General features: G+C 74.0%; 22 protein-coding genes and 1 pseudogene. 19 read left to right on the top strand and 4 right to left on the bottom strand.

Going from position 1 to position 26,170, the window contains the following annotated elements:
- The first annotated feature begins 7 nt into the window (after window positions 1-7).
- The 5 genes from DMP17_RS15985 (at window position 8) to ileS (ending at window position 7,083) form a co-directional block, all read left to right on the top strand.
- Window positions 8-757: a cell division protein SepF gene (locus DMP17_RS15985; RefSeq protein WP_226356233.1), complete on the top strand. Its 750-nt coding sequence runs from the start codon at window positions 8-10 to the stop codon at window positions 755-757.
- A gap of 3 nt (window positions 758-760) precedes the next feature.
- Window positions 761-1,057: a YggT family protein gene (locus DMP17_RS15980; RefSeq protein ID WP_374203845.1), complete on the top strand. Its 297-nt coding sequence runs from the start codon at window positions 761-763 to the stop codon at window positions 1,055-1,057.
- Window positions 1,058-1,104: 47 nt separating this feature from the next.
- Window positions 1,105-1,959, top strand: a complete 855-nt coding sequence (wag31, locus tag DMP17_RS15975) for a DivIVA-like cell division protein Wag31 (protein WP_073573917.1) — start codon at window positions 1,105-1,107, stop codon at window positions 1,957-1,959.
- An 88-nt stretch (window positions 1,960-2,047) separates the two neighbouring features.
- A complete protein-coding gene (locus DMP17_RS15970; protein ID WP_337829926.1) occupies window positions 2,048-3,631 on the top strand; it encodes a hypothetical protein in 1,584 nt (527 codons plus the stop codon).
- A gap of 266 nt (window positions 3,632-3,897) precedes the next feature.
- Window positions 3,898-7,083: an isoleucine--tRNA ligase gene (ileS, locus tag DMP17_RS15965; protein ID WP_337829925.1), complete on the top strand. Its 3,186-nt coding sequence runs from the start codon at window positions 3,898-3,900 to the stop codon at window positions 7,081-7,083.
- 23 nt (window positions 7,084-7,106) lie between these two features.
- Here ileS and DMP17_RS15960 read toward each other — a convergent pair whose 3' ends face one another.
- Window positions 7,107-7,721, bottom strand: coding sequence for a hypothetical protein (locus tag DMP17_RS15960; protein WP_337829924.1), 615 nt, complete (start codon window positions 7,719-7,721; stop codon window positions 7,107-7,109).
- 66 nt (window positions 7,722-7,787) lie between these two features.
- Between DMP17_RS15960 and DMP17_RS15955 the strand changes: the two genes are divergently transcribed.
- Genes DMP17_RS15955 through DMP17_RS15935 form a run of 5 tightly spaced genes read left to right on the top strand, consistent with a single transcriptional unit; the run spans window position 7,788 to window position 12,344 of the window.
- Window positions 7,788-8,597: a class I SAM-dependent methyltransferase gene (locus DMP17_RS15955; protein ID WP_226365642.1), complete on the top strand. Its 810-nt coding sequence runs from the start codon at window positions 7,788-7,790 to the stop codon at window positions 8,595-8,597.
- Between the two features lie 13 nt (window positions 8,598-8,610).
- Window positions 8,611-10,104, top strand: coding sequence for a potassium/proton antiporter (locus DMP17_RS15950; RefSeq protein WP_226356238.1), 1,494 nt, complete (start codon window positions 8,611-8,613; stop codon window positions 10,102-10,104).
- Between the two features lie 43 nt (window positions 10,105-10,147).
- On the top strand, window positions 10,148-10,696 hold the full coding sequence (lspA, locus tag DMP17_RS15945) for a signal peptidase II (protein WP_226356239.1): 549 nt from the start codon (window positions 10,148-10,150) through the stop codon (window positions 10,694-10,696).
- 10 nt (window positions 10,697-10,706) lie between these two features.
- Window positions 10,707-11,618 (top strand): RluA family pseudouridine synthase, encoded by a 912-nt coding sequence (locus tag DMP17_RS15940; RefSeq protein ID WP_062404557.1) that lies wholly within the window; start codon window positions 10,707-10,709, stop codon window positions 11,616-11,618.
- A 3-nt stretch (window positions 11,619-11,621) separates the two neighbouring features.
- A complete protein-coding gene (locus tag DMP17_RS15935; protein ID WP_337829923.1) occupies window positions 11,622-12,344 on the top strand; it encodes a hypothetical protein in 723 nt (240 codons plus the stop codon).
- 696 nt (window positions 12,345-13,040) lie between these two features.
- On the opposite strand, the gene DMP17_RS15930 is transcribed toward DMP17_RS15935, so the two are convergent.
- Window positions 13,041-13,667, bottom strand: a complete 627-nt coding sequence (locus tag DMP17_RS15930; protein WP_226356242.1) for an HAD-IA family hydrolase — start codon at window positions 13,665-13,667, stop codon at window positions 13,041-13,043.
- 345 nt (window positions 13,668-14,012) lie between these two features.
- On the opposite strand from DMP17_RS15930, the gene dnaE reads away from it, so the two are divergent.
- The gene (dnaE, locus tag DMP17_RS15925) at window positions 14,013-17,561 is read left to right on the top strand and encodes a DNA polymerase III subunit alpha (protein ID WP_337829922.1); all 3,549 of its coding nucleotides are present in this window, start codon (window positions 14,013-14,015) and stop codon (window positions 17,559-17,561) included.
- Between the two features lie 97 nt (window positions 17,562-17,658).
- Here the strand turns inward: dnaE and DMP17_RS15920 are convergent, their stop codons facing one another.
- Complete coding sequence (locus tag DMP17_RS15920) at window positions 17,659-18,561, bottom strand: PaaX family transcriptional regulator (RefSeq protein WP_337829921.1); 903 nt, start codon at window positions 18,559-18,561, stop codon at window positions 17,659-17,661.
- 41 nt (window positions 18,562-18,602) lie between these two features.
- On the opposite strand from DMP17_RS15920, the gene DMP17_RS15915 reads away from it, so the two are divergent.
- Window positions 18,603-19,952, top strand: coding sequence for an adenosylmethionine--8-amino-7-oxononanoate transaminase (locus DMP17_RS15915; RefSeq protein ID WP_226356245.1), 1,350 nt, complete (start codon window positions 18,603-18,605; stop codon window positions 19,950-19,952).
- A 293-nt stretch (window positions 19,953-20,245) separates the two neighbouring features.
- Here DMP17_RS15915 and DMP17_RS15910 read toward each other — a convergent pair whose 3' ends face one another.
- A complete protein-coding gene (locus DMP17_RS15910; protein WP_337832818.1) occupies window positions 20,246-20,443 on the bottom strand; it encodes a hypothetical protein in 198 nt (65 codons plus the stop codon).
- Here DMP17_RS15910 and DMP17_RS15905 point away from each other — a divergent pair.
- The 7 genes and pseudogenes from DMP17_RS15905 to bsaP all read left to right on the top strand — a co-directional run.
- Window positions 20,409-20,609: pseudogene (locus DMP17_RS15905) on the top strand (SulP family inorganic anion transporter); the annotation flags it as partial. The gene DMP17_RS15910 and the pseudogene DMP17_RS15905 overlap by 35 nt on opposite strands.
- Before the next feature lie 100 nt (window positions 20,610-20,709).
- Entirely contained in the window at window positions 20,710-22,542 is a 1,833-nt protein-coding gene (locus DMP17_RS15900; RefSeq protein ID WP_337829920.1) for a SulP family inorganic anion transporter, read from the top strand.
- Window positions 22,543-22,591: 49 nt separating this feature from the next.
- A complete protein-coding gene (locus tag DMP17_RS15895; RefSeq protein WP_020623876.1) occupies window positions 22,592-22,981 on the top strand; it encodes a thioredoxin family protein in 390 nt (129 codons plus the stop codon).
- A gap of 75 nt (window positions 22,982-23,056) precedes the next feature.
- Window positions 23,057-24,238: an 8-amino-7-oxononanoate synthase gene (locus tag DMP17_RS15890; RefSeq protein ID WP_226356247.1), complete on the top strand. Its 1,182-nt coding sequence runs from the start codon at window positions 23,057-23,059 to the stop codon at window positions 24,236-24,238.
- A complete protein-coding gene (gene bioD / locus DMP17_RS15885) occupies window positions 24,235-24,939 on the top strand; it encodes a dethiobiotin synthase (RefSeq protein WP_226365636.1) in 705 nt (234 codons plus the stop codon). The genes DMP17_RS15890 and bioD overlap by 4 nt, the downstream gene beginning before the upstream one ends.
- Complete coding sequence (bioB, locus tag DMP17_RS15880) at window positions 24,936-25,943, top strand: biotin synthase BioB (RefSeq protein WP_226365635.1); 1,008 nt, start codon at window positions 24,936-24,938, stop codon at window positions 25,941-25,943. Before bioD ends, bioB begins: the two co-directional genes overlap by 4 nt.
- Entirely contained in the window at window positions 25,940-26,161 is a 222-nt protein-coding gene (bsaP, locus tag DMP17_RS15875; protein ID WP_226365634.1) for a biotin synthase auxiliary protein BsaP, read from the top strand. Before bioB ends, bsaP begins: the two co-directional genes overlap by 4 nt.
- Window positions 26,162-26,170 lie beyond the last annotated feature (9 nt).

Raw genomic sequence — 26,170 nt, 5'->3', positions numbered from 1 at the left:
ACAGCGGATGAGCGCGATGTACCGGCTGAAGGCGTACTTCGGCATGGTCCCGGCCGACGAGATGGACTATGTGGACGAACCGGATCACTACCGGGGCGGCCACGAGCACCACGCCGGCCCGCGCGGTGACCGTTGGTCCGCCGGGGCCGGTCGGTTCGCCGACCAGGCGTCCTACGACGACGACCGCTACGAGACCGCGGTCCGCTACGAGGACGGCTGGGGCGCCCGCCCGGCGCGGGAGACCCTCCGTCCGGCGCGCGCCGTGCGGCAGGATCCACGCGGCGAGCGGGAGACGCTCGGGCTGGTCCCGGAGCGCGGGAGCCTTCCCACCCCCCTCGGAGGGGGCGCCGGAGCGGCCGTCCGCGGGGCGCTGGCGATGGACCCGGAGACCCTCCGGGGCCCGGCACGCGAGGAGCGGAGCGAGCCCGTCGTGGCCCCTGCGCCGGTGCCGGAGCAGCGCGACCGGGCCGCCGCGGGACCGGCGTCGATCACGACGCTGCACCCCCGCAGCTACAACGAGGCCCGCACCATCGGCGAGCGCTACCGCGACGGTGTGCCCGTCATCATGAACCTCACGGATCTGGACGGCGCCGCCGCGAAACGCCTGGTGGACTTCGCCGCGGGCCTGGCGTTCGCCCTGCGTGGGAGCATCGACAAGGTCACCGACCGGGTGTTCCTTCTCACCCCGGCCGACGTCGAGGTCTCCGCGGACGACGCGCGGAGGCTCGCCGAGCGCGGAGCTTTCCGACAGGATTGAGTCGTGGCCGACCCGATCCTGACGCTGATCTACTACATCCTGTTCTTCTTCTGGCTGCTGCTCGCGGCCCGCATCGTCGTCGAGATGGTCCGGTCGTTCGCGCGCCAGTGGCGACCCGCCGGAGCGCCCGCCGTGGCGCTCGAGGTCGTCTTCACCGTGACCGACCCTCCGGTCAAGTTGCTGCGGAGAGTGATCCCCGTGGTCCGTATCGGAGGCGTAGGACTGGACCTGTCGATTATGGTTCTGTTGCTGGTGGTGTTCATCTCGATGAGCGCCGTCAGATCACAGCTCCTGGGATGAGCCCCAGTCACCCGGGAGTGCCGCCGAGGACCGCATGAGGTGATCCGATGCCGCTGACGCCCGCCGACGTTCATAACGTCGCGTTCAGCAAACCCCCGATCGGGAAGCGGGGTTACAACGAGGACGAGGTCGACGCCTTCCTCGATCTGGTCGAGGCCGAACTGGCCCGGCTGATCGGGGAGAACGACGACCTGCGCGACCAGGTCGCGCAGCTGGAGCAGCGTCTCGGCGATGCCGAGGCCGACCTGGAGGAGGCACGGAGCCAGCCGGCTCCGGCGCAGACCCAGGCCCTGGCCGCCTCCCCGTCGCCGATGGGCCGTGGTGCGGGTGCTCCCGCTCCGCAGCTGGCCGGTGCCGGCCCCGCCGATGCCGACGGCGGTGACCACCACGTGCAGGCCGCCAAGGTCCTGGGCCTCGCCCAGGAGATGGCGGACCGCCTGACCGCGGAGGCCAAGAACGAGGCCGACACGATGCTGTCGGACGCCCGGAACAAGTCCGAGCAGCTCCTGTCGGACGCCCGGACGAAGGCCGACGGCCTGGTCAACGACGCGCGCTCGCGTGCCGAGACCATGCTCAACGACGCCCGCACGCGGGCCGAGACGCTCGAGCGCCAGTCGCGCGAGAAGGCGTCCGGCCTGGTCAGTGAGGCCGAGCGCAAGCAGAACGAGATCATGGGCGCCATCCAGCGCGACAAGTCCGTTCTGGAGAAGAAGATCGACGAGCTCCGGACCTTCGAGCGGGAGTACCGCACCCGCCTGAAGACCTACCTGGAGTCGCAGCTGCGTGACCTGGAGGGTCGCGGTTCCGCTGCCCCGTCGGACGGCACCGGTGCCACCAGGTCGGGCTCGAACGGCGGGTACGCCGCCTCCGGGTACGGCCAGCGGGCCGACACCGGGAGCTGACCGCCCCACGGCGCCGCCGAGGCGCCGGGGACGACCGACGACGACCGGGTAGCGGACAGGTGCCGCTGCCGACCGACGGAGTTCGCCGATGCTGGTGCTGGTCCTGATCCTCGTGGTCATCGCGCTGGTGCTGCTGCTCGCAGGATGGTTCCTGCACGTGGTGGCACTGGCGTGGACATCGGTGGTCATCAGCCTGATCGCGGGCCTGGTGCTCGCCTACGACTGGTGGCAGACCCGTGCCGCGGTGAAGGCCGGTGACCGGGCGGAGGCCGACGCCTCCGGTCGTGGCACCGGTGCCCCCGCGGCGCCGGACCGGGCCGACCGGGCCGACATGGAGGCGCGCTACGGCGCCGACATGGAGCCCGCGACGCAGGTCCTGCCGGTCGTCCGGCCGGACAGCGGCGCGGCCTCGGGTACGCCCGAGGCGGCGCAGAACGCGACCGACCAGACCATCCAGATGCCGGTCGTCAGGCCGTCCGGCTCTGCGGAGGGACCGCCCGGCGCATCTCGATCGGGTGGACTTTCGTCACGCACGGTGACCGATTCCGAGGCCGAGGACGCGGCCGACCCGAGTGGGGTGGCCGCGTCGCACGCGGGCGCCCCGGCGGGACCGGACGCGTCGGCGGGACCGGACGGGGAGGGCGGTGCGGGTCGTGGCGGCGACCCGGCACGGTCCGGCCCCGCCGAACCCGGCACCGCGGAGCCGCTCGCCGAGGCGACGACGCGGGCGACCGACTCGCGGCCGACCGGAACCGGCGCCGCCGGCACGACGTCGGCCGTGACGGCGGCAGCCGCAGGCGCGGTCGCCGCCGGGGCGGCCGGTGCCGTGGCAGCCGGACGCGACGGCGGGTCGGGCGCCGACCCGGCAGCACGCTCCGGTGCCGACGACCCGGGCTTCGGCTCGGGGTCGGGTACCGGCTCGGGCGCCGACGGCACGGGAGGCACCGGCACGGGCACCCCGCCCGCCGCCGAATCCGACCGGCCGGACATCCCGGAGGGCCGGTCCGGCCCCTCCGACACGACCACCGCGACCCGTACCCCGGGAGCGGCGGACGCGACCACCGCGAACGGCGCTCCGGGAGCGGCGGACGCGACCACGGCGGACCACGTCCCGGGAGCGGCGGACGCGACCACCGCGACCCGCACGCCCGGAGCGGCGGACGCCACCACGGCGACCCGCACCCCCGGAGCGGCCGACGCCACCACGGCGACCCGCGCCGCGGGCGCACCCGGTGGTCCGGGCGGGGGCAGCCCGTCCGGTGCGGGCCTTCCCGACGCCGCCGTGCCCGCGGGCGCCGCGGCCGCGGGCTCCGGGGCCCCGGCCGACGACACCCGGGCCGGGACACCCGCGGGCACGCCCGCCGGATCCGGCGCGGACACGAACGGCACCCCGGCCGACACCGCCGGGGCCGACGCGCCCACCGGGACGGACGGCGACTCCCCGGAGGAGCCGCGCGACCCGACCCTCGCTGCACTCGCCGCGCGCCTGCCCGACGAGGTGCTCGTCATCGACGAACACCCCCGCTACCACGTGCAGACCTGCCGCGCGCTCACCGGACGCCCGGTGATCCCGCTGCCCGTCAGCGAGGCCGTCGAGCTCGGGTTCACCCCGTGCGGCTGGTGCGCACCGAACCGGACCCTCGGCGAGCGCCACCCCGCCCAGGCCCGCTGACCAGCGGCGCGGCGCGCCCCACGGAATAACGGGGCGCGGCTGCGCGCTACCCTGGTTCCACAGGCACCGATCCGGCCATCACCGGGGAGCCTCCGGAAGAAACGGCCCCCGGCCGGAGTAGAACCGGACGGGTGCGGCCCGTCATCGCCGTCGAACGAGAGGCCCGTGCACCCGTGCACGGGCAAGCGGGGTGGTACCGCGGCACGGCTCTCCAGAGCCGTCGTCGTCCCCGTGCGAAGCGAGAGCACGCACGAGGAGCGACACACGTGAGCGGCTATCCCGACGTCCCGGCGCACCCGTCGTTCCCGACGCTCGAGCAGGACGTGCTCGCGTCGTGGGACACCGACGACACCTTCCGCGCCTCCGTCGACCGGCGCCCCGCCGGCGAGAACGGGGCCGACGAGTACGTCTTCTACGACGGCCCGCCCTTCGCCAACGGTCTGCCGCACTACGGCCACCTGCTGACCGGCTACGTCAAGGACGTCGTCCCGCGGTACCGCACCATGCGCGGCCACCGGGTCGAGCGCCGCTTCGGCTGGGACACCCACGGCCTGCCCGCCGAGGTCGAGACCGAGAACCAGCTCGGCATCAAGCACAAGTCCGAGATCGATGAGATGGGCGTCGCCGCGTTCAACGAGGCGTGCCGCACCTCCGTGCTGCGCTACACCGGCGAGTGGCGCGACTACGTGACCCGCCAGGCCCGCTGGGTCGACTTCGACAACGACTACAAGACCCTGGACCTGGACTACATGGAGTCCGTCCTCTGGGCGTTCAAGTCGTTGTGGGACAAGGGGCTCGTCTACTCCGGCTTCCGGGTGCTCTGGTACTGCTGGCGCTGCGAGACGCCGCTGAGCGCCACCGAGACCAAGATGGACGACGTCTACCTGGACCGGCAGGACCCGGCCGTCACCGTCGGGCTGCGCCTGTCGACGCCGGACCGCCCGGAGACCGACGGCGTCCTCGCCCTGGTCTGGACGACGACCCCGTGGACCCTGCCGTCGAACCTCGCCATGGCCGTGCACCCCGACGTTGACTACGTGGTGGTGGAGGCGAACTCCGAGCGCTGGCTGCTCGCGGAGGCCCGGGTCGCCGCGTACGCCCGCGAGCTGGGGGAGGAGCCGCCGGTCCTGGCGCGGGTGAAGGGGTCCGACCTGCTCGGCGCGGGCTACACCCCGCCGTTCGACTTCTTCACCGGCCGCGAGAACGCCCACCGCGTGCTGGCCGCGGACTACGTCACCACCGAGGACGGCACCGGGCTGGTCCACATCGCCCCCGCCTTCGGTGAGGAGGACAAGGAGGTCACCGACGCGGCCGGCATCGAGGTCGTCAACCCGGTCGACTCCCGCGGCGAGTTCACCACCGAGGTCCCGCCCTACGCCGGCATGCAGGTGTTCGACGCGAACCCGCAGGTCATCCGCGACCTCAAGGACGGCAACGCGCACGCGCAGGGCGTCCTGCTGCGCCACGAGACCTACGACCACCCGTACCCGCACTGCTGGCGCTGCGGCAACGCGCTGATCCAGCGCGCCGTCGACTCCTGGTTCGTGCGCGTCACCCGGTTCCGGGACCGGATGGTCGAGCTCAACCAGGAGATCGACTGGACGCCCGCGCACGTGCGCGACGGCCAGTTCGGCAAGTGGCTGGAGGGCGCCCGCGACTGGGGCATCTCCCGCAACCGCTACTGGGGCAGCCCGATCCCGGTGTGGCAGTCCGACGATCCGCGCTACCCGCGCACCGACGTCTACGGCTCGCTCGACGAGATCGAGCGCGACTTCGGCGTGCGCCCGACCGACCTGCACCGGCCCTACGTCGACCAGCTGACCCGGCCCAACCCGGACGACCCCACCGGCAGCTCGACCATGCGCCGGGTGCCGGAGGTGCTCGACTGCTGGTTCGAGTCCGGCTCGATGCCGTTCGCGCAGGTCCACTACCCGTTCGAGAACCGCGACTGGTTCGAGCACCACTACCCGGGCGACTTCATCGTCGAGTACAACGGCCAGACCCGCGGCTGGTTCTACACGCTGCACGTGCTGGCCACCGCCCTGTTCGACCGGCCCGCGTTCCGCAACTGCGTCGCGCACGGCATCGTCCTGGGCGACGACGGCGCGAAGATGTCCAAGTCGCGCAAGAACTACCCCGACGTCAACGAGGTCTTCGACCGCGACGGCAGCGACGCCATGCGGTGGTTCCTCATGGCGAGCCCGATCCTGCGCGGCGGCAACCTCGTCGTCACCGAGCAGGGCATCCGCGAGGGCGTCCGCCAGGCGATCCTGCCGCTGTGGAACACCTGGTACTTCCTGTCGCTCTACGCCGGCGGGGAGCGCGGCACGTTCCGCACCGACAGCCCGCACGTGCTCGACCGGTACGTGCTGGCCAAGACCGCCGACCTCGTCGACGGCGTCACCGCGGCCATGGACGCCTACGACATCGCCGGGGCCTGCGACCGGATCCGCGACCACGCCGAGACCCTCACCAACTGGTACGTGCGCCGGTCCCGCGAGCGGTTCTGGTCGAGCGACGACGCGGTGCGCCGCGACGCCGTCGACACCCTGCACACCGTTCTGGAGGTGACCTGCCGGGTCGCGGCGCCGCTGCTGCCGCTGACCACCGAGGCCATCTGGCGCGGTCTCACGGGGGAGCGGTCGGTGCACCTCACCGACTGGCCCGCCGGGTCCGACCCGTCGGTCTCGCACCGCGAGGCCGGAGCCGGGCTGCCCCACGACGCCGACCTCGTCGCCGGGATGGACCGGATCCGGCAGGTCGCGAGCGCGGCGCTGTCGCTGCGCAAGTCCGCGAAGGTGCGGGTGCGCCAGCCGCTGCCCGCGCTCACCGTCGCCGCGACCGACGCCAAGGCGCTGGAGGACTTCACCGGGCTGCTCGCCGACGAGGTCAACGTCCGCTCGGTCGAGCTGACCGACGACGTCGCCACGCACGGCCGGTTCGAGATCGCCGTCAACGCCCGGGTCGCCGGACCGCGCCTGGGCAAGGACGTCCAGACCTGTATCCGCGCGGTCAAGGCGGGGGAGTGGACCCAGGAGGGCGACACCGTCGTCGCCGCGGGGATCGCGCTGCAGCCGGGCGAGTTCACCGAGAAGCTCGTCGCCGCCGACCCGGAGCGGACCCAGGCCCTGCCCGGGAACGCGGGGCTCGTCGTCCTCGACACCACGGTGACGCCGGAGCTGGCCGCGGAGGGCGCCGCCCGCGACGTCGTGCGCGTCGTGCAGCAGGCCCGCCGCGACGCGGGCCTGGACGTGTCCGACCGGATCGCGCTGACCCTCGACGGGCCCGACGCGGTGCTCGACGCCGTCCGGACCCACGAGGCGTTCGTCGCCGGGGAGGTGCTGGCGACCTCGGTCGCCTACGGCGCCGCCGGGGACGGCGCGTCGAGCGGGCAGGTCGTCGGCCCCGACGGCGCGTCGGTCACGCTGTCGGCCGCGGTCGCCCGCGCCTGACCGGTACCGGCGCCGACCACCGCTCAGGGGCGGGGTGTCACCGTGAGACGGACGCGGTGGTCGGCGCCGGAGACCCGGGTGACCTCGACGGTCGCCGGGACCCCGTCGACCCGGCACGCGACCGTCGCGCCCTCGGGCACCGGCGGGCAGCGCGGGGTCAGGAGCACCGCGTCGTGGCCCGCGGCGCGCAGCGGGTCGCGCACGGCGAACATCAGGACCCCGGCCAGCGTGTCGGTCCCGGTCGGGCCGGGGCCGACGCCGGGGACGACCACGTCCAGCTCCGCGACGCCGTCGGCGGACACCGGGAAGTCCCAGCGGGTCCGCACGACGTCCTGCGGGGTGCGCCCGCGGGAGCCCTCCACCCACGTCTCGTCGACGCGCACGGTGCCCCAGCCGTGGCGGCCCTCGTCGTCGCGCATCCGGCAGCCGAGGACCGGGTCGTCACCGTCCAGGACCCGGCAGTCGGCGGTGACGCCGGAGTGCTCCCGGCCCGTCGCCGCCTCGACCAGCAGCGCCGCGCCCTCGGCCGGTGACGGCAGCGGCTCGTGCTGCGACCACAGCACCAGCGCGGTGGGGACGACCGCGACGGCGACGACGAGCGGCAGCCACCACCGGGCCGGACGGGATCGATCGGGCACGGGGGCAGTCTGGCCGACCGGGACCGGCCGGGACTCCGCAGAACCACCGGGCCCTATCCTCACCCCATGGGTGACGCGGCGGAACGGTGGTGGGAACGCCAGACCGGCCGCGGGATCCCCGACCGCGTCCTCCGCCACGCCCCCGCCGACCCGTGGACCCACGACCCCGCCGACTTCACCCCGCCGGCGGAGCCGGCCGTCACGCCGTCGCACCGGGTCGCGCGGGCGATCGCCGAGCGTGCCGCCGCGTGGACCTGCGCCGGGGCGTCGGTGCTCGACGTCGGCTGCGGGGGCGGGGACGCCGCGTTCGGCGCGGCGTGGCCCGAGCCGTCGCCGGTGGCGCGGGTGGTCGGCGTCGACCGGCAGGCCGACATGCTGGCGGTGTTCACCGCGGCGGCCCGCGCCCGGGACCTGCCCCACGGCACCGTGCACGGCAGCTGGCCCGATGCGGCCGCCGACGCCGGGCGGCACGACGTCGTCGTCTGCCACCACGTGCTGCACAACGTCGTCGACCTGCCCCCGTTCCTCGCCGCGCTGACAGGCGCCGTCCGCACCCGGGGCGGGATCGGCGGCGTCGTGGTCGAGATGCTGACCGAGCACCCGCTGGCCTGGCTGGACCCGCTGTGGGTGCGCTTCCACGACGTGGTCCGGCCGCCGTCGGCGACCCACGACGACGCCGTCGCGGTGCTGCGCGAACAGCAGGGCGTCGACCCGGAGGTCCTGACCTGGACCCGGGCGGCCCGCCTGCCGCACGACGCCGCCTGGGTCACCCGCCGGCTCTGCCTGCCCGCCGACCGCGTCGGGGAGGTCGCCGCCGCGCTGGTGGACCTCCCGCCGCGGCGCACCGACGCCGTCACCCTGACCTGGTCGCCCTGAGCAGGGGGCCCCGGTGAGTCTGGAACTGCTGCTCGGCATCTCCGCGGGGGTACTGCTGCTCGGCGTGCTCGCGGTGCGCGTCTCGGTGCGGCTCGGCCTGCCGTCGCTGCTGCTCTACCTGGGCATCGGCGTGCTGCTCGGCGAGTCCGTGCTGGGCATCCCGTTCGACGACACCGGCCTCACCGAGTCCCTCGGCCTCACCGCGCTCGTGCTGATCCTCACCGAGGGCGGGCTCACCACCCGCTGGTCGGCGGTGCGGCCTGCGCTCGGGCTCGGGCTGCTGCTGTCGACGCTGTCGGTGCTGGTGTCGATCGCCGTCGCGGGCGGGCTGCTGCACCTGCTGCTCGACCTGGAGTGGCGCACCGCGCTGCTGTGGGGCGCGGTGCTGTCCTCCACCGACGCCGCCGCGGTGTTCTCCGTGCTGCGCGGGGTCGCCGTTCCGCAACGCCTCGCCGGGACCCTGGAGCTCGAGTCCGGGATGAACGACGCGCCGGTGGTGATCGCCGTCGTCGTCCTGGCGGGGACCGAGGCCATCAGCTGGACGACGCCGCTGCTGATCGTCTACGAGCTCGTCGCGGGCGCCGTCGTCGGCGTGCTGCTCGGGCTGGGCTCGGCGTGGACGCTGCGCCGCGCCGCGCTGCCGTCGACCGGTCTGTACCCGCTCGCGGCGATCGCGTCCTGCCTGCTGGCCTTCGCCGCCGGGCAGGGCGTGCACGCCTCGGGGCTGCTCGCCACCTACTGCGCCGCGCTGGTGCTGGGCAACGCCCGCCTGCCGCACCGCAGCGGCGTCGTCTCCTTCGCCGAGGGCACCGGGTGGATCGCCCAGATCGGGCTGTTCGTGCTGCTCGGCCTGTACGCGGTGCCCGAGCGGCTGCCCGCGGCCGTGGTGCCCGCGCTGATCTGCGCCGCGGTCGTCCTGCTCGCCGCGCGGCCGCTGTCGGTGGCCGCCGCCGCACTGCCGTTCCGGGTGCCCTGGCGCGAGCAGGCGTTCCTGTCCTGGGCGGGGCTGCGCGGAGCCGTGCCGATCGTGCTCGCCCTCGTCGCGGTCACCGAGGGCGGCGGGCAGAACGAACGGCTGGTCGACGTCGTGTTCGTGCTGGTCGTGCTGCTCACCCTGGTCCAGGGCACCAGCCTGCCGTGGGTGGCACGGCTGCTCGGGGTGGTCTCGCGCACCGACACCCGCGGCGTCGAGGTCGACGCCGCACCGCTCGACGAGGTCGACGCCGAGCTCCTGCAGGTGAAGGTGCCCCCCGGGTCCCGGCTGCACGGGGTCTACCTGCGCGAGCTGCGGCTGCCCCGCGGGGCCACGGTCAGCCTGGTCGTGCGCGACGCCGAGGCGTTCTCCCCGGGCGGGGACACCCGGCTGCGCGAGGGTGACCAGTTCCTCGTCGTCAGCACCCGGGACAACCGGGAGGACACCGAGCAGCGGATCCGCGACGTCGACCGTGGCGGCAAGCTGGTCCGCTGGCACGAGGGCAGGGGCCGGCCGAGCGGGCGGGGCGGCTGACCGGCCGGTCGGCGGTGTCGGGGCGACCCGCATAATCAGGGGTGTGAGTGCCGACCCCCCACCCCCCACCGCGCCGATCGACCCCGCCGTACGACGGCGCGGTGTGGCGCTGCTGGCGGGCATCGCCACGGTGTGGCTGGCGCTCGACCTCGTCACCAAGATCGCCGCCGTCGCCACGCTCGAGGGGCAGCGGCCGGTCACCGTGATCGACGGGTTCTTCTACCTCACGCTGCTGCGCAACCCGGGCGCCGCCTGGTCCATGGCCACCGGCTACACCTGGGTGCTGACGATCGTCGCCGTGGTCGTCGTCGGCGTGATCATCCGGATCGCGCGGCGGCTCGCCTCGACCGGCTGGGCGATCGGGCTCGGCCTGGTCCTCGGCGGTGCGCTGGGCAACCTGGTCGACCGGTTCTTCCGCGCACCCGGACCGATGCGCGGGCACGTCGTGGACATGCTGGCCTTCTTCTCCCCGGACGGGAGCGTCTTCCCCGTGTTCAACATCGCCGACACCGGCATCGTGTGCGGCGGCATCCTGCTGGTGCTGATGGCCGTGCGCGGCATCGAGATCGACGGGAGTCGCGAACGTGGGTGAGGTACGCAGCATGCCGGTGCCCGACGGGCTGGACGGCATGCGGATCGACGCCGGGCTGTCCCGGCTGCTGGGCCTGTCCCGGACCGTCGTCGCCACCCTGGCCGAGTCCGGCCGGATCTCGGTCGACGGCCGCGAGGCCGGCAAGTCCGACCGGCTGCCCGGCGGGTCCTGGCTGGAGGTCGAGCTGCCCGACGCCCCCGCGCCGGCGGTCATCGAGGGCCCGGCGGAGGTCGTCGCGGGCCTGACGGTGCTGCACTCCGACGACGACATCGTCGTCGTCGACAAGCCGGTCGGGGTGGCCGCGCACGCCTCCCCGGGCTGGACCGGGCCGACCGTGACCGGCGGGCTCGCCGCGCTCGGGTTCCGGCTGTCCACTTCCGGCGCCGCCGAGCGGCAGGGCATCGTGCACCGGCTCGACGTCGGCACCACCGGGGTGATGGTCGTCGCCACCTCCGAGCACGCCTACACCGAGCTCAAGCGGGCCTTCAAGGAACGCACCGTCGACAAGCGCTACCACGCCGTCGTGCAGGGGCACCCGGACCCGTCGTCGGGCACGATCGACGCCCCGATCGACCGGCACCCGCGCCACGACTACCGGTTCGCGGTGATGCAGAGCGGCAAGCCCAGCGTCACCCACTACGACACCATCGAGGCGTTCCGCTCGGCGAGCCTGCTCGACGTGCACCTGGAGACCGGGCGCACCCACCAGATCCGGGTGCACTTCTCCGCGCTGCGCCACCCCTGCGTCGGCGACATCACCTACGGCGCCGACCCGACGCTGGCCAAGCGGGTCGGGCTGTCCCGGCAGTGGCTGCACGCCCGCACACTCGGGTTCGCCCACCCTGCCGACGGGCGGCACGTCGAGTTCACCAGCCCCTACCCGGCCGACCTCGACGCGGCGCTGGACGTCCTGCGGGACTGACACGTGACCGGTCTGAGCACCCGGGCCTGGGCGTGGATCGCCGCGGCGATGGCGGTGGTGTTCCTCGGTGCGGTCTGGGCCGCCGGGTCCGGGCCGTCGGCCGGGCCCCCGGCGGCGACGGGGTCGGTGCGGCTGGGTCCCGACCCCGGCCAGGACGTCGCCGGCTACCTCGCCGGGCTGCCCGCGACGCTGCCCGCACCGGGGGTGTCCGTGCCCGCGCTCGTGCAGTTCACCCGCCCGCTGACCCCGTCCGACGCCGCGGCCGCGGGCTCCGGGACGCAGACCACGACCGCGGTGTTCCGCGTGCCCTTCGACCGGGTGCAGACCGCGCTGCGGTTCGAGCCGGTCACCGGCACCGGGGACCCGGCGGCCGCGCTCGGCGTCGCCCGGGAGCGGGCCGCCTACGCCGTCGAGGCCGACGCCGACCGCGCCGCCCGCGACGGTGGGGGAGCGGCCACCCCGGAGGCCCGCGCGGCACTGACCCGGCGGGCCGCCGTCGGCGCCGCCGAGCGACGCGCGCTCGCCGACCCGGGCTGCGCCTGCGTCATCGCGCTGGTCGTGACCGCCGACCGGGCCGGGCTCGAGGCGCTCGCCGCGCGCCCGGGGGTGCGCGGCGTGCAGGCCGCGCCGGCCGGGACAGGCGCACCGGAGCTGGCGCTGTCGCCGCTGCTGCCGGAGCAGACCACCACCGCGAGCCCGCCGCCCGACGACGGCCCCGTCCCCTGAGCTGCGCTCGTCCCCGGGCCGAGCGCGTCCCTGAGCCGCGTTCCCTGCCCTGGCCCCTCGTTCGACCTGGCCTCTGTCCGGCCGCGGACCTCATCCGGCCTCGCGGTCTCTGGCCGACCCTGGCTTCTGCCCGCCTGTGCCCGGCCCCGTCCGGCCGCGCGGCCCTGGCCACCCCGGCAGCCTGGCCATGATCACCGTTACGGAAGCGATCGGTGCCGGCCGCGGCACCGTTCACTGCACAGACGTCGATCATGGGGGTCGGCCGGTGCCGGCCCACCCGCGCCCGTCCGGCCCGGCTGCGCGCGAACCTCGTGCCGGTTCCGACGGTCATGATCGCCGCGACGGATGTGATCGGTGCCGGATGCGGCACCGATCGCTGCGCATGCGCCGATCTCGGGTACCGCGTCTCCGGTGGTACCGGTTTTCCCGGCCGCCTGGCCATGATCACCACGACCGAGCCGATCGGTGCCGGATGTGGCACCGATCGCTGCACAGACGTCGATCATGGGGTCGCCCGGTCGGGGCTCCGGCCCCGGCCGCCCGGCCCCGAGCCCGGCCATGATCGCCGTGATGGAAGCGATCGGTGCCACATCCGGCACCGATCACTGCATGTGTGCCGATCATGAGCCGACGGTGCCTGCGGTCGACGGACCCACGGGGCCGCACCGTCGCTGGCGGAGGGTCCCGGGGGACCGATCAGCCCAGCACCCCGCGCTCGCGCAGCACCCGCACGGCCCGGGCGGCGCCCTCCCAGCGGTGGGCGTCCCAGCCGTGCGCGGACGCGGCGCGGACGTTGTCGACGCGGTCGTCGAAGAACAGCACCTGCTCCGGCGCGGTGCCGAACTCGACGTCGGCGCGCCGGAAGATGTCCTGCGACGGTTTCGCGGCGCCCACGTCGGCGGAGAACAGCAACCGGTCGAACGGGCTGCTCCAGGCCGCGGCGCGCACCGCGGAGGCCAGCCCGCGCGGCGCGTTGGACAGCACGGCGAGGCGCACCCGGGCCCGCGCGAGGTCGGCGATCAGCATCGACGACGACGGCGGCAGGGTCGACCGATGCGTCACGTCCACCTTCTCCGCGGCGTCGATCCGGGCGCGCCCGGGCGCCAGGCCCAGGTCGGTGCAGACGGCGGTCCAGTAGCGGTCCGGCGGGTCGCCCAGGTCGTGCCGGGCGCGATGGCGCCAGTACGCCTCGCGCAGCGCGGGCTCGGGCACGGCGAACACCCCGGCCAGCCGGCGCTCCAGGCCCGCGGACGGCACCAGCACCTCACCGAGGTCGAACACCACCGTGCTCGGCGGCGTCGTCGGCTCGGGGGTGGTGGGCATCGTGGCCCGACCCTAACCCGCCGTCCGGGCCGTCCGCGACACGCCGTCGTCCGGGGTGGACAGGGGGTGAGCAGGCCCGACACGCGGACCCCGATCGTGCCCGGCCGCCGTCGCCGGAACCGTCGGACCCCACCGTTACGCTGGGGCCCTCACCGATCCGGTCGGTCCGGACCCGCAGGGTCCACCGGCTCCGGCGAGCGGACCCCGCCAGGTCCGCGCACCGGCGCCGTCGTCCCTGCCCGTCCGGGCCACCGGCCCGGTGTCGGCACGTCCGCCCCGACGGGCGTGCGCACCAGCGGAGGTCCGCGCCGTCCCAGCGGCGCGGGAGAGGAGCGCGGGACACACATGGGCAGTGCCGGATCCGGGAATCGCTCCTTCGTCCATCTGCACACGCACACCGAGTTCTCGATGCTGGACGGCGCCGCCCGGCTCGACGACCTGTTCTCCGAGGCCGCCAAGCACGAGATGCCGGCCATCGCGATGACCGACCACGGCAACGTGTACGGCGCCTTCGAGTTCTGGCGCAAGGCGAAGGCGCACGACGTCAAGCCGATCATCGGCATGGAGGGCTACCTCGCGCCCGGGTCGCGGCACGAGCGCAAGCGCACCGCGCTGGGCAACGGCAGCGAGAACAACCCCGACCTCATGTACACCCACATGACGCTGCTCGCGGAGAACACGGAGGGGATGCACAACCTCTTCCGGCTCTCCTCGCTGGCCAGCCTCGAGGGGTACTACTACAAGCCGCGTATGGACCGCGAGCTGCTGGAGAAGTACGGCAAGGGCCTGATCGCGACGACGGGCTGCCCGTCCGGCGAGGTCGCGCGCCTGCTCCAGCAGCACGACTTCGACGCCGCCTGCCAGGCTGCGAGCGACTACCGCGACATCTTCGGGAAGGACAACTTCTTCCTGGAGCTGATGGACCACGGCATCGAGATCGAGAAGCGGGTCCAGGAGGACCTGTTCCGGCTCAAGGACAAGCTCGACCTGCCCGGCCTCGCGACGAACGACCTGCACTACACCTACCCGGACGACACCAAGGCGCACGAGGTGCTCCTGTGCGTCCAGACCGGCAAGACCCTCGCGGACCCGAACCGGTTCAAGTTCGACGCGCAGGACTTCTACCTGAAGTCCGCCGCCGAGATGCGCCAGCTCTGGGACCCGATCCACCCCGAGGCCTGCGACAACACGCTGCTCGTCGCCGAGCGCTGCAACATCGACTTCACCACCGGCCAGGACCTCCAGCCCAAGGCGCCCGTCCCCGAGGGGGAGACCGAGGAGTCCTGGCTGATCAAGGAGGTCGAGCGGGGACTGCACATGCGGTTCCCCGACGGCGTCACCGAGAAGTACCGCCAGCAGGCCAACTACGAGGTCGGCGTCATCATCAAGATGGGCTACCCCGGCTACTTCCTGGTGACCGCGGACCTCATCCAGCACGCCAAGTCGGTCGGCATCCGGTGCGGCCCCGGCCGTGGCTCGGCGGCGGGCTCGCTGGTCGCCTACGTCCTGGGCATCACCGACCTCGACCCGATCCGGCACAAGCTGATCTTCGAGCGGTTCCTGAACCCGGACCGTGTGTCGATGCCCGACATCGACATGGACTTCGACGAGCGCCGGCGCGGCGAGATGATCCGCTACGTCACCGAGAAGTACGGCGAGGACCGGATCGCGCAGATCATCACCTACTCCACGATCAAGGCGAAGGCCGCGATCAAGGACTCGGCGCGGGTGCTCTTCGGCCAGCCCGGCTACTCCGTCGCCGACCGCATCTCCAAGGCCATGCCGCCCGCGGTGATGGGCAAGGACATCCCGCTGTCGGGCATCTTCGACCCGTCGCACAAGCGGTACTCCGAGGCGACCGAGGTCCGTGCCCTCTACGAGGCGGACCCGCAGGTCAAGGAGATCGTCGACACCGCGCGGGGCCTCGAGGGCCTGAAGCGGCAGTGGGGCGTGCACGCCGCGGGCGTGATCATGTCCTCGACGCCGCTGATCGACGTCATCCCGATCCAGCGCCGCGAGTCCGACGGCGCGATCATCACGCAGTTCGACATGGGCGTCTGCGAGACCATCGGTCTGCTGAAGATGGACTTCCTGGGGCTGCGGAACCTCACCATCCTCGACGACGCCCTGGAGAACATCGAGCTCAACGGCAAGCCCGCCGTCGACCTGGACAAGGTCGAGCTCGACGACCGCCCGACCTACGAGCTGCTCTCCCGCGGTGACACCCTCGGCGTGTTCCAGCTCGACGGCGGTCCGATGCGGGACCTGCTGCGCCGCATGGCACCCAGCGAGTTCGAGCACATCTCCGCGGTCGGCGCGCTGTACCGCCCGGGCCCGATGGGGGCGAACGCGCACAACGACTACGCCGACCGCAAGAACGGCCGGCAGGAGATCACGCCGATCCACCCGGAGCTGGCCGAGCCGCTCAAGGACGTCCTCGGTGAGACCTTCGGCCTGATCGTCTACCAGGAACAGGTCATGTCCATCGCGCAGGTGCTGGCGGGCTACACGCTCGGCCAGGCGGACCTGCTCCGCCGCGCGATGGGCAAGAAGAAGAAGGAGATCCTGGACAAGGAGTACGCCGGCTTCGCCCAGGGCATGAAGGACAACGGCTACTCCGCGGCCGCGGTCAAGACGCTCTGGGACATCCTGCTCCCGTTCTCCGACTACGCCTTCAACCGCGCCCACTCCGCCGCCTACGGCGTGGTGTCCTACTGGACGGCCTACCTCAAGGCGAACTACCCGGCCGAGTACATGGCCGGCGTGCTCACCTCGGTGCGCGACGACAAGGACAAGGCCGCGGTCTACCTGGCGGAGTGCCGCCGGATGGGCATCACGGTCCTCCCGCCCGACGTCAACGACTCGGTGCGCAACTTCGCCCCGGTCGGCGACGACATCCGCTTCGGCCTCGGCGGCATCCGCAACGTCGGGCACAACGTCGTCGACGCGATCGTCGCCGCGCGGCGGGAGAAGGGGAACTTCGTCGACTTCTCCGACTTCCTGCGCAAGGTCGACGCGGTCGTCTGCAACAAGAAGGTCGTCGAGTCGCTGATCAAGGCGGGCGCGTTCGACTCGCTCGGCCACTCCCGCAAGGGCCTGCTGCTCGTGCACGCCGACGCCATCGACGCGGTGATGAGCACCAAGAAGGCCGCCTCGATGGGCCAGTTCGACCTGTTCGGGTCGCTGGACGGCCCGGGCGAGGGCGACGACGGCGGCCTCGGCGGCATCTTCGACGTGAAGGTGCCCGACGAGGAGTGGGACACCAAGCACAAGCTCGCCGTCGAGCGGGAGATGCTCGGTCTCTACGTGTCCGGGCACCCGTTGCAGGGCCTCGAGCAGGCGCTCGCCGCGAAGTCCGACACCTCGATCGCCGACATCGTCGAGGGCTCGGTCGCCGAGGGTGCGCAGGTCACCGTCGGCGGCATCCTCGCCAACGTCAACCGCCGGGTGAACAAGAACGGCGAGCCGTGGGCGTCGGCGCAGATCGAGGACCTCGCCGGCGGCATCGAGGTGCTGTTCTTCCCGCGGGCGTACCAGGTGGTCGGCGTCGACGTCGCCGAGGACGCGATCGTGCTGGTCAAGGCGCGGGTCAACAAGCGCGACGACCGCGTCTCGCTGATCGCGAACGACCTCGCGGTGCCCGAGCTGGCCACCGGCGAGGCCGGGCTGCCGATCCGGGTCAGCCTGCGCACCGACCAGTGCACCCCCGAGCGCGTCGCGAAGCTCAAGGAGGTGCTGACCCACCACCCCGGTACCTCCGAGGTGCACCTGACCCTGGTCTACGGCACCAAGATGACGGCCCTGCGGCTGGACGACTCGCTCAAGGTCATGCACACCTCGGCGCTGATGGGGGACCTGAAGGCTCTGCTCGGCCCCGGCTGCCTCGGCGGCTGACCAGCCAGACCCCTCGCCGGGTGTCCACACCCGTTGCCACGGGTGTGGGTGCCCGGGACGGGGTGTGGCTGTGGCACCGACCGGTCCGGCGCGGCGCTCAGGCTCGGCGGGCCAGGTCGACCCAGGCGGCGCGGGCGGGGGCGTCCCAGCGCTCGTGCAGCGTGGTGAACAGCTCCGCCGCGCGGGACCCGGCCCACTGCTCGGGCAGCAGCTCGGCGGGCAGCTCGGGGTCCAGGAACGGGAACCGTCGCCAGGCGTGGACCAGGCGGACCTGGCGGGCGAGGACGTCGCAGCCGTCGTCGGCGGCGGCCGCGGAGGACGCGTCGGAGGCCGGGTCGAGGTGCGGGCCGAACTCGTCGAGGAACTCCGAGTAGGCCCGTTCCACGACGTCGAGGTCCCAGGCCTGGGCGACGATGTCGTCGGCGCGGCCGATGCCGCCGTAGTGCCCGACGAAGGAGTACCCGGACCCGGCGAGGTCGAGCTCGTCGAGCACCGCCGCGACCCGGGCCTCCTTGCCGGGGTCGGGGCTGACCCACACCCCGGGGGCGGGGGAGCCCAGCCCGGCCCAGGCCAGCCGGGTGCGCAGCCGGTGGCGCAGGCGTCGGCGCGACTCCGGGACCGAGGCGAGCAGGACCAGCCAGCGGCCGTCCCAGCCGGTCGTCGGACGGCCGAAGCCGTAGATCCGGGCGGCGCCGTCGGACAGCAGCTGCGACCCGGCGGGGGTGAGTGACCAGCGGACCCGGCGGCCGTCGCGGTCGGAGGTCAGCAGGCCCTCGCCCGCGGTGCGGGCCAGCGCCTGGCGGGCCGACTTGGCCTCCACCCCGAGCGCGCCCAGCACGTCGAGCAGGGCCCGGGTCCAGACCGGTTCCCCGGCCGGGAGGACGAACTCGCCCAGCACGGTGAGCAGCAACGATCGGGCGGAGGTCTGCCCGAGCTCGCGACGGCGCAGGGCCGACCCGTCGGGCCCCTCCGGCTCGTACACGGAGTCGGGCGTGGCCATGGTCGGGCCAGCGTAGAGGGTCGGCACTAGCGTGGGCGTCCGTGACCACCGCAGGCCCCGGGCGTGTCCCGGACCCGACCCTCTCCGGATCCCCGCTCGACACGGGGGCACTGCTCGCCACCGACCGGGACCACGTCTGGCACCCCTACGCGCCGATGCCGGCGACCCGGGCGCCGATCGTCGTGGAGTCCGCGCAGGGGGTGCGGCTGAGGCTGCCCGACGGCCGTGAGCTCGTCGACGGGATGTCGTCGTGGTGGTCGGCCATCCACGGCTACCGCCACCCGCGGCTCGATGCGGCGGTGCGCGACCAGCTCGGCCGGATGAGCCACGTGATGTTCGGCGGCCTGACCCACGGCCCGGCCGTCGACCTGGCCCGGCTGCTCGTGGACGTCAGCCCGGAGGGGCTGGAGCACGTGTTCCTGGCCGACTCTGGCTCGGTGTCGGTCGAGGTCGCCATCAAGATGTGCCTGCAGTACTGGCGGTCCCGCGGCCGCCCCGGCAAGCACCGGCTGATGACGTGGCGGCGCGGCTACCACGGCGACACCTTCGGCGCGATGAGCGTCTGCGACCCCGACGGCGGCATGCACTCGCTCTGGTCCGACGTCCTCCCGCAGCAGGTGTTCGCCGACGCCCCGCCCGAGGACTTCACCCACGACTACGTCGCCCACCTCGCCGAGCTCGTCGAGACCCACGCCGACGAGCTGGCCGCGGTCGTCGTCGAGCCGGTGGTGCAGGGCGCCGGGGGGATGCGCTTCCACGACCCCCGCTACCTGCACGTGCTGCGCGAGCTGTGCCACGCCCACGACGTGCTGCTCGTGTTCGACGAGATCGCCACCGGCTTCGGCCGCACCGGCGAGCTGTTCGCCGCCGACCACGCCGCCGTCGCCCCGGACGTCATGTGCGTCGGCAAGGCGCTGACCGGCGGCTACCTGACGATGGCCGCGACCCTGTGCAGCAGCCGGGTGGCCCGCGGCATCACCGACGGCGAGGCCGGCGTGCTCATGCACGGGCCGACGTTCATGGGCAACCCGCTCGCCGCCGCCGTCGCCCACGCCTCGGTGTCGCTGCTGCTCGAACGCGACTGGCGGCGCGAGGTGAAGGACGTCGCCGCCGGGCTGCGCGCTGGGCTGGCCCCCGCCCGGTCGCTGCCGGGGGTGCGGGAGGTCCGGATCCTGGGCGCGATCGGTGTCGTCGAGATGGCCGAGGAGGTCGACGTCGCCGCCGCGACCGCCGCCGCGGTGCTCGCCGGGGTCTGGCTGCGGCCCTTCCGCAACCTCGTCTACGCGATGCCGCCGTTCGTCAGCACCCGTGACGACGTCGCGCTGATCACCGCCGGGATGCGGGCCGCAGCCCTTGCGGGGCAGCGGGAACCGCACCGCGATCAGCACTGAGACCGTGATCCGGGCCACCGATCCGGTGGACTTCGGTGTGTTCCACCTCACGTTACGCAGAGGTGTACGGCGCTGACCGGGCGTTTCGTCGTGGGCGTCCGAAACGATGAGAAGCGCTCTCATCATGATCCGTTTCCGTGGTCGGAGTGAAACGGTGTCGGCCGATCGCATTCGTCCGGTCGGCCGCACCCGCTCCGCCGGTCGCGCACCGCGCGACCCGCCCCAGTCGACCGCACCGTCGCGGTCCGGCGCCCCCCACGGACCGATACGGAGGATCCGGTGGCCACGCACAGTCACTCCAGCACCACCAGCACCACCAGTAACACCGAACACCGCGTGCAGGACCACGAGCACGCCCCGGCCGAGTCCGGCCGCGGTGAGCACTCGCCGCCGGGCGGCTCCTGGTTCGGCCGCACGTTCCCGCACGCCCGGGCGGACCTCTCCGCCTCGATCGTCGTGTTCCTCGTGGCGGTGCCCCTCTCGCTGGGCATCGCCGTCGCCTCCGGCGCCCCGATCCTGGCCGGCCTCATCGCCGCCGTCGTCGGTGCCGTCGTCGCCGGTCTGCTCGGCGGCTCGAAGCTCCAGGTCTCCGGCCCCGCCGCCGGTCTGACCGTCATCGTCGCCGAGCTGGTCAACACCTTCGGCTGGCAGGTCACCACGCTGATCACCGCGGGCGCCGGTGTCCTGCAGATCGTCTTCGGGCTGACCCGGCTGTCCCCGGTTCGCCCAGGCCATCCCGCCCGCCGTCGTCCACGGCATGCTCGCGGGCATCGGCGCCACCATCGCCCTCGGCCAGCTGAACGTCGTGTTCGGTGGCCAGGCGCAGACCGGCGGCGTCAACTCGATCGCCGCGCTGCCCGGCGCGATCGCGAACCTGTCCTGGTCCGCGCTGCTCCTCGGCGGCATCGTCATCGCGATCATGCTGACCTGGAACCGGCTGCCCGCGACGCTGACCGTCGTCCCGGCCGCGCTGGTCGCGATCGTCACGGCCACCGTCGTCTCCCTCGCCTTCGCCGACGTCGTCCGGGTGCAGCTGGGGGGCTCGCTCCTGGACGCGCTGTCGCTGCCCGCGCTGCCGGAGTCGAACTGGGGCGGCGTGCTGTTCGGCATGCTGACCATCGCGCTGATCGCGAGCGTCGAGTCGCTGCTGTCCGCCGTCGCGGTGGAGCGCATGAAGCCCGGCACCCGCACCGACACCGACCGTGAGCTGCTCGGCCAGGGTGCCGCCAACACCGTCTCCGGCATGATCGGCGGCCTGCCCATCACCGGGGTGATCGTCCGGTCCGCCGCGAACGTCAAGGCCGGCGCCGAGACCCGCGCGTCGGCGGTGCTGCACGGCGTCTGGATCGCGCTGTTCGCGATCGTCCTGATCGGCGTCATCGAGCTCATCCCGATGGCCGCACTGGCCGGTCTGCTGGTCATGATGGGTGTCGGCCTGGTCAAGCCGGCCGAGATCCGCACCGCCCGCCAGCACGGTGAGCTGGCCATCTACGCCGCCACCCTGCTCGGCGTCGTGTTCCTGAACCTGCTCGAGGGCGTCGTCATCGGGCTGGTCCTGGCCGGGCTGATGCTGCTCTGGCGCGCCGTCCGGTCCCGCCCGCACCTGGAGCAGGCCGACGACGGCAGCTGCGAGCTCGTCGTCGAGGGCTCGCTGAGCTTCCTGGCCGTGCCGCGGCTGTCCCGCGAGCTGAACTCCGTCCCGCGCGGCTGCGACGTCACCGTCCGGCTGGTCACCGACTACCTCGACCACGCCGCCTACGACCACCTGCTCGCCTGGAAGGCCCGCCACGAGGGCACCGGCGCCACCGTGACCGTGATCGAGCCCGAGCAGGCCCGCCGCGCCGCCGCGCCCGGCGCCGGCTTCCTGACCTGGGGCGAGTGGCAGGGCAGGGAGACCGAGGGGCACGCGTCGGGGACGCTGATGGCCGGCGTCGCCGCGTACCACGACAACACCTCCGAGGCGATCCTCCCGACCATGACCGGGCTCGCCGACGGGCAGTCCCCGTCCGCGATGATGATCACCTGCGCGGACTCCCGGGTGCTGCCGCACGTCATCACCCACAGCGGCCCGGGCGACGTGTTCACCGTGCAGAACGTCGGCAACCTCGTCGTCGGGCCCGGCACCGCGGCCGCCGTCGAGTTCGCCACCGGCACCCTCGACGTCCCGATCGTCGCCGTCTGCGGCCACTCCGGCTGCGGCGCGATGCAGGGGCTGCTCGCCGGCGGCGCGAGCGGGGACTCCGCGCTCGGCCAGTGGCTGCGCGAGGCACGGCCGGTGCTGCGCGCCTACGAGAACGGTCACCCGGTCGCCGTCGCCGCCGCACGGGACGGGTTCGGCGAGGCCGACCAGCTGGCGATGGTGAACGTCACGATGCAGCTGGAGATGCTGCGGGCGCAGGACTCCGGCGCCGAAGTCCTGGGCCTGTTCTACGACATCCGCAGCGCCCGTGTGCTCGTCCTCGACGAGGCCGCGGGCCGGTTCGTCGAGCCCCGCGCCGACGTCGGCACCGGGGGCTCGGACCTCGACCGGATCGCCGCCGGACACGGTCACGGGGCCACCGCCGCCGCCCGCCGGCTGCTGAAGGTCTGAGCCCGCGCATCCGGGAACAATCCGCACCCACGACGTCGTTGGGGACCGTATGGCCACCGTGGAACTGACCACCGACAACTTCGACGACGTCGTGGGCGCGCCCGGGACGACCGTGCTCATCGACTTCTGGGCGTCCTGGTGCGGGCCGTGCACCCAGTTCGCCCCCGTCTACGACGCCGCCTCCGAGAAGCACCAGGACGTGACCTTCGGCAAGGTCGACACCGAGGCCCAGCAGGCGCTGGCCGGCGCGTTCGGGATCTCCTCGATCCCGACCGTGATGGCCGTCCGCGACGGCGTGGTGCTCTACTCCGAGCCGGGCGCGCTGCCCGCCGAGGCCCTCGAGGACCTCATCGGCCAGGTGAAGGCGGTCGACATGGACGAGGTCCGTGCCGCCGTCGCCGAGCAGGAGAAGCAGCAGGGCGAGGCGCCGCAGGCCTGACCCGGCGTCCGCACAACCCACGGAGCCCCGTACACCTCAGGGTGGGCGGGGCTCCGTCGTGCCTAGGGTGTGGGCGTGACCGGCCCCGACCCGACGCCGCCCGGACCCCGCCCGCTGGCCTGGCTCGACACCCACGCCCGCGCCCGAACCGAGGCCGGTCTGCGCCGCAGGCTGTCCCCGCGTCCGGCCGACCCCGCGGGCGGGCCCGCACTCGACCTCGCCGGCAACGACTATCTCGGGCTCTCGGCCGACCCGCGGGTCGTCGCCGGGGCGACCGCGGCGCTGCGCACCTGGGGTGCGGGCGCCACCGGGTCGCGGCTGGTCACCGGCTCGACCGCGCTGCACGCCGAGCTGGAGGCCGAGCTCGCCGCGTTCTGCGGCCACGACGACGCCCTGGTGTTCTCCTCCGGCTACACCGCCAACCTCGGGGTGGTCACCGCGCTCACCGGCCCCGGCGCGCTGATCGTGTCCGACGCCGCCGCGCACGCCTCCCTGGTCGACGCCTGCCGGCTGTCCCGGGCCCGGGTGGTCGTCGTGCCGCACGCCGACGTCGACGCCGTCGACGCCGCGCTGGCCGCCCGCACCGAGACCCGCGCGCTCGTCGTCACCGACTCGGTCGGGTCCGCCGACGGCGACCTCGCCCCGCTCGCCGCGCTGCACCGGGTCTGCCGGGCCCGCGGCGCGGTGCTGCTCGCCGACGAGGCCCACGGTCTCGGGGTCCGCGGCCCGGGCGGGCGCGGCCTGCTCGCCGAGACCGGGCTGGCCGGGGCGGACGACGTCGTCGCCACCGTGACCCTGTCCAAGGCGCTGGGCAGCCAGGGCGGTGCGGTGCTCGGCCCGGCCGCGGTCACCGCGCACCTGGTCGACTCCGCGCGCTCGTTCATCTTCGACACCGGCCTCGCCCCCGCCGCGACGGGTGCGGCGCTGGCCGCGCTGCGGGTGCTCGCCTCCGAGCCCGAGCGGGCCGAGGACGTGCTGCGGGTCGCCGGTGCGCTCGCCGCCGCCTGCGACGCGGCGGTGCCGGTGTCCGCGGTCGTCCCGGTGGTGCTGGGCGAGCCCGGCCCCGCGGTCGCCGCGGCCGCCGCCTGCCTGCGGCGCGGGCTGCGGGTGGGCTGCTTCCGGCCGCCGTCGGTCCCGCCGGGCACCTCCCGGCTGCGGCTCACCGCCCGCGCCGGGCTGACCGGGGCGCAGCTGTCGTTCGCGACCGGCGTGCTCGCCGAGGTGCTCGCCGACGCCCGGACGGGGGCCCCGGCGTGACCGGGCGGTTCGTGGTCGTCACCGGTACCGGCACCGGTGTCGGCAAGACCGTCGCCACCGCCGCGCTGGCCGCCGTCGCGGTCGCGGCGGGGGAGCGGGTGGCGGTGCTCAAGCCCGCCCAGACCGGGATCGGCCCGGACGACCCCGGCGACGTCGACGAGGTCGCCCGCCTCGTCCCCGGGGTCACCACCCGGGAGCTGGCCCGCTACCCCGACCCGCTGGCCCCGGCGACCGCGGCCCGGCGCTGCGGGGCACGCCCGGTGACCCCGGAGCAGGCCGCGGTGACCGCGCGGACGCTGGCCGACCACCACGACCTCGTCCTCGTCGAGGGTGCGGGTGGGCTGCTCGTCCGGTTCACCGACGAGGGCGGCACCCTCGCCGACGTCGCCCGGCTGCTCGACGCCCCGGTCGTGGTGGTCGCGGCGGCCGGGCTCGGCACGCTCAACCACACCGCCCTCACCGTCGAGGCGCTCCGGGCGCGCGGCCTGACCTGCGCGGGGATCGTGATCGGGTCCTGGCCCGCGGCGCCCGACCTGGCCGAGCGCTGCAACCTCGAGGACCTGCCGATGATCACCCGGGTGCTGGTCCGCGGCCTGCTGCCCGAGGGGCTCGGACGGGTGACACCGGACCGTTTCACCGCGGTGGCCCGGGACACACTGGGTCCGATCCAGCTGGGGGACTGGCAAGATCCACGGGCATGACGACCGCCCGGACCGACGTCCTCACCGTCGCGCGCGACCAGGTCCTCGAGCAGGGCCGCGGCCTCACCGTCACCCAGGTGCGCGAGGTGCTCGACCTGCCCGACGACCGTCTCGACGACCTGCTCGAGCTCGCCCACGAGGTGCGGATGCGCTGGTGCGGGCCGGACGTCGAGGTCGAGGGGATCATCTCGCTCAAGACCGGCGGGTGCCCGGAGGACTGTCACTTCTGCTCCCAGTCGGGCCTGTTCGCCTCGCCGGTGCGCTCGGCCTGGCTGGACATCCCGATGCTCGTCGAGGCCGCCAAGCAGACCGCGAAGACCGGGGCCACCGAGTTCTGCATCGTCGCCGCCGTCCGCGGGCCCGACGCGCGGCTCATGGCCCAGGTCGCCGCCGGCATCGCGGCGATCCGGGACGAGGTCGACATCAACATCGCCTGCTCGCTGGGGATGCTCACGGCCGAGCAGGTCGACGAGCTCGCCGCGATGGGCGTGCACCGCTACAACCACAACCTCGAGACCGCCCGCAGCCACTTCCCGAACGTGGTCACCACCCACACCTGGGAGGAGCGCTGGGACACCCTGCGCATGGTCCGCGAGGCCGGCATGGAGGTGTGCTGCGGCGGCATCGTCGGGATGGGGGAGACCCTGGACCAGCGCGCCGAGTTCGCCGGGCAGCTCGCCGAGCTGGAGCCCGACGAGGTGCCGCTGAACTTCCTGAACCCGCGCCCGGGCACCCCGTTCGGGGACCTGGAGCCGATGTCCGGGCCGGACGCGCTGCGCACCGTCGCCGCGTTCCGCCTGGCGCTGCCGCGCACGATCCTGCGCTTCGCCGGTGGCCGCGAGATCACCCTCGGCGACCTCGGCGCCCGCAAGGGCCTGCTCGGCGGGATCAACGCGGTGATCGTCGGGAACTACCTGACGACGCTGGGGCGCCCGGCCGAGTCCGACATCGACCTGCTCGGCGAGCTGGAGATGCCGATCAAGGCCCTCAACGAGACGCTGTGACGGCGCCGGTGCAGGCGTCCACCCGCGAGGACGGCGGCCCGTTCTGCGACCAGTGCGGGCACCCCGACGCGTCGGCGGGCCACGACCGGTGCTCCGCGCGGCGGGAGCTGGAGCCCCCGCGGTTCTGCCCGGACTGCGCGCGGCGGATGGTCGTGCAGGTCGACCCGGTGGGCTGGACCGCCCGGTGCAGCAGGCACGGCGAGCGGTCCAGCCGGTAGCGGGTCCGG

The organism is Pseudonocardia sp. TMWB2A (genome assembly GCF_017312135.1).
Note: the sequence above shows the minus strand (reverse complement) of the source record. Positions and strands in the feature narration are given on the sequence as shown.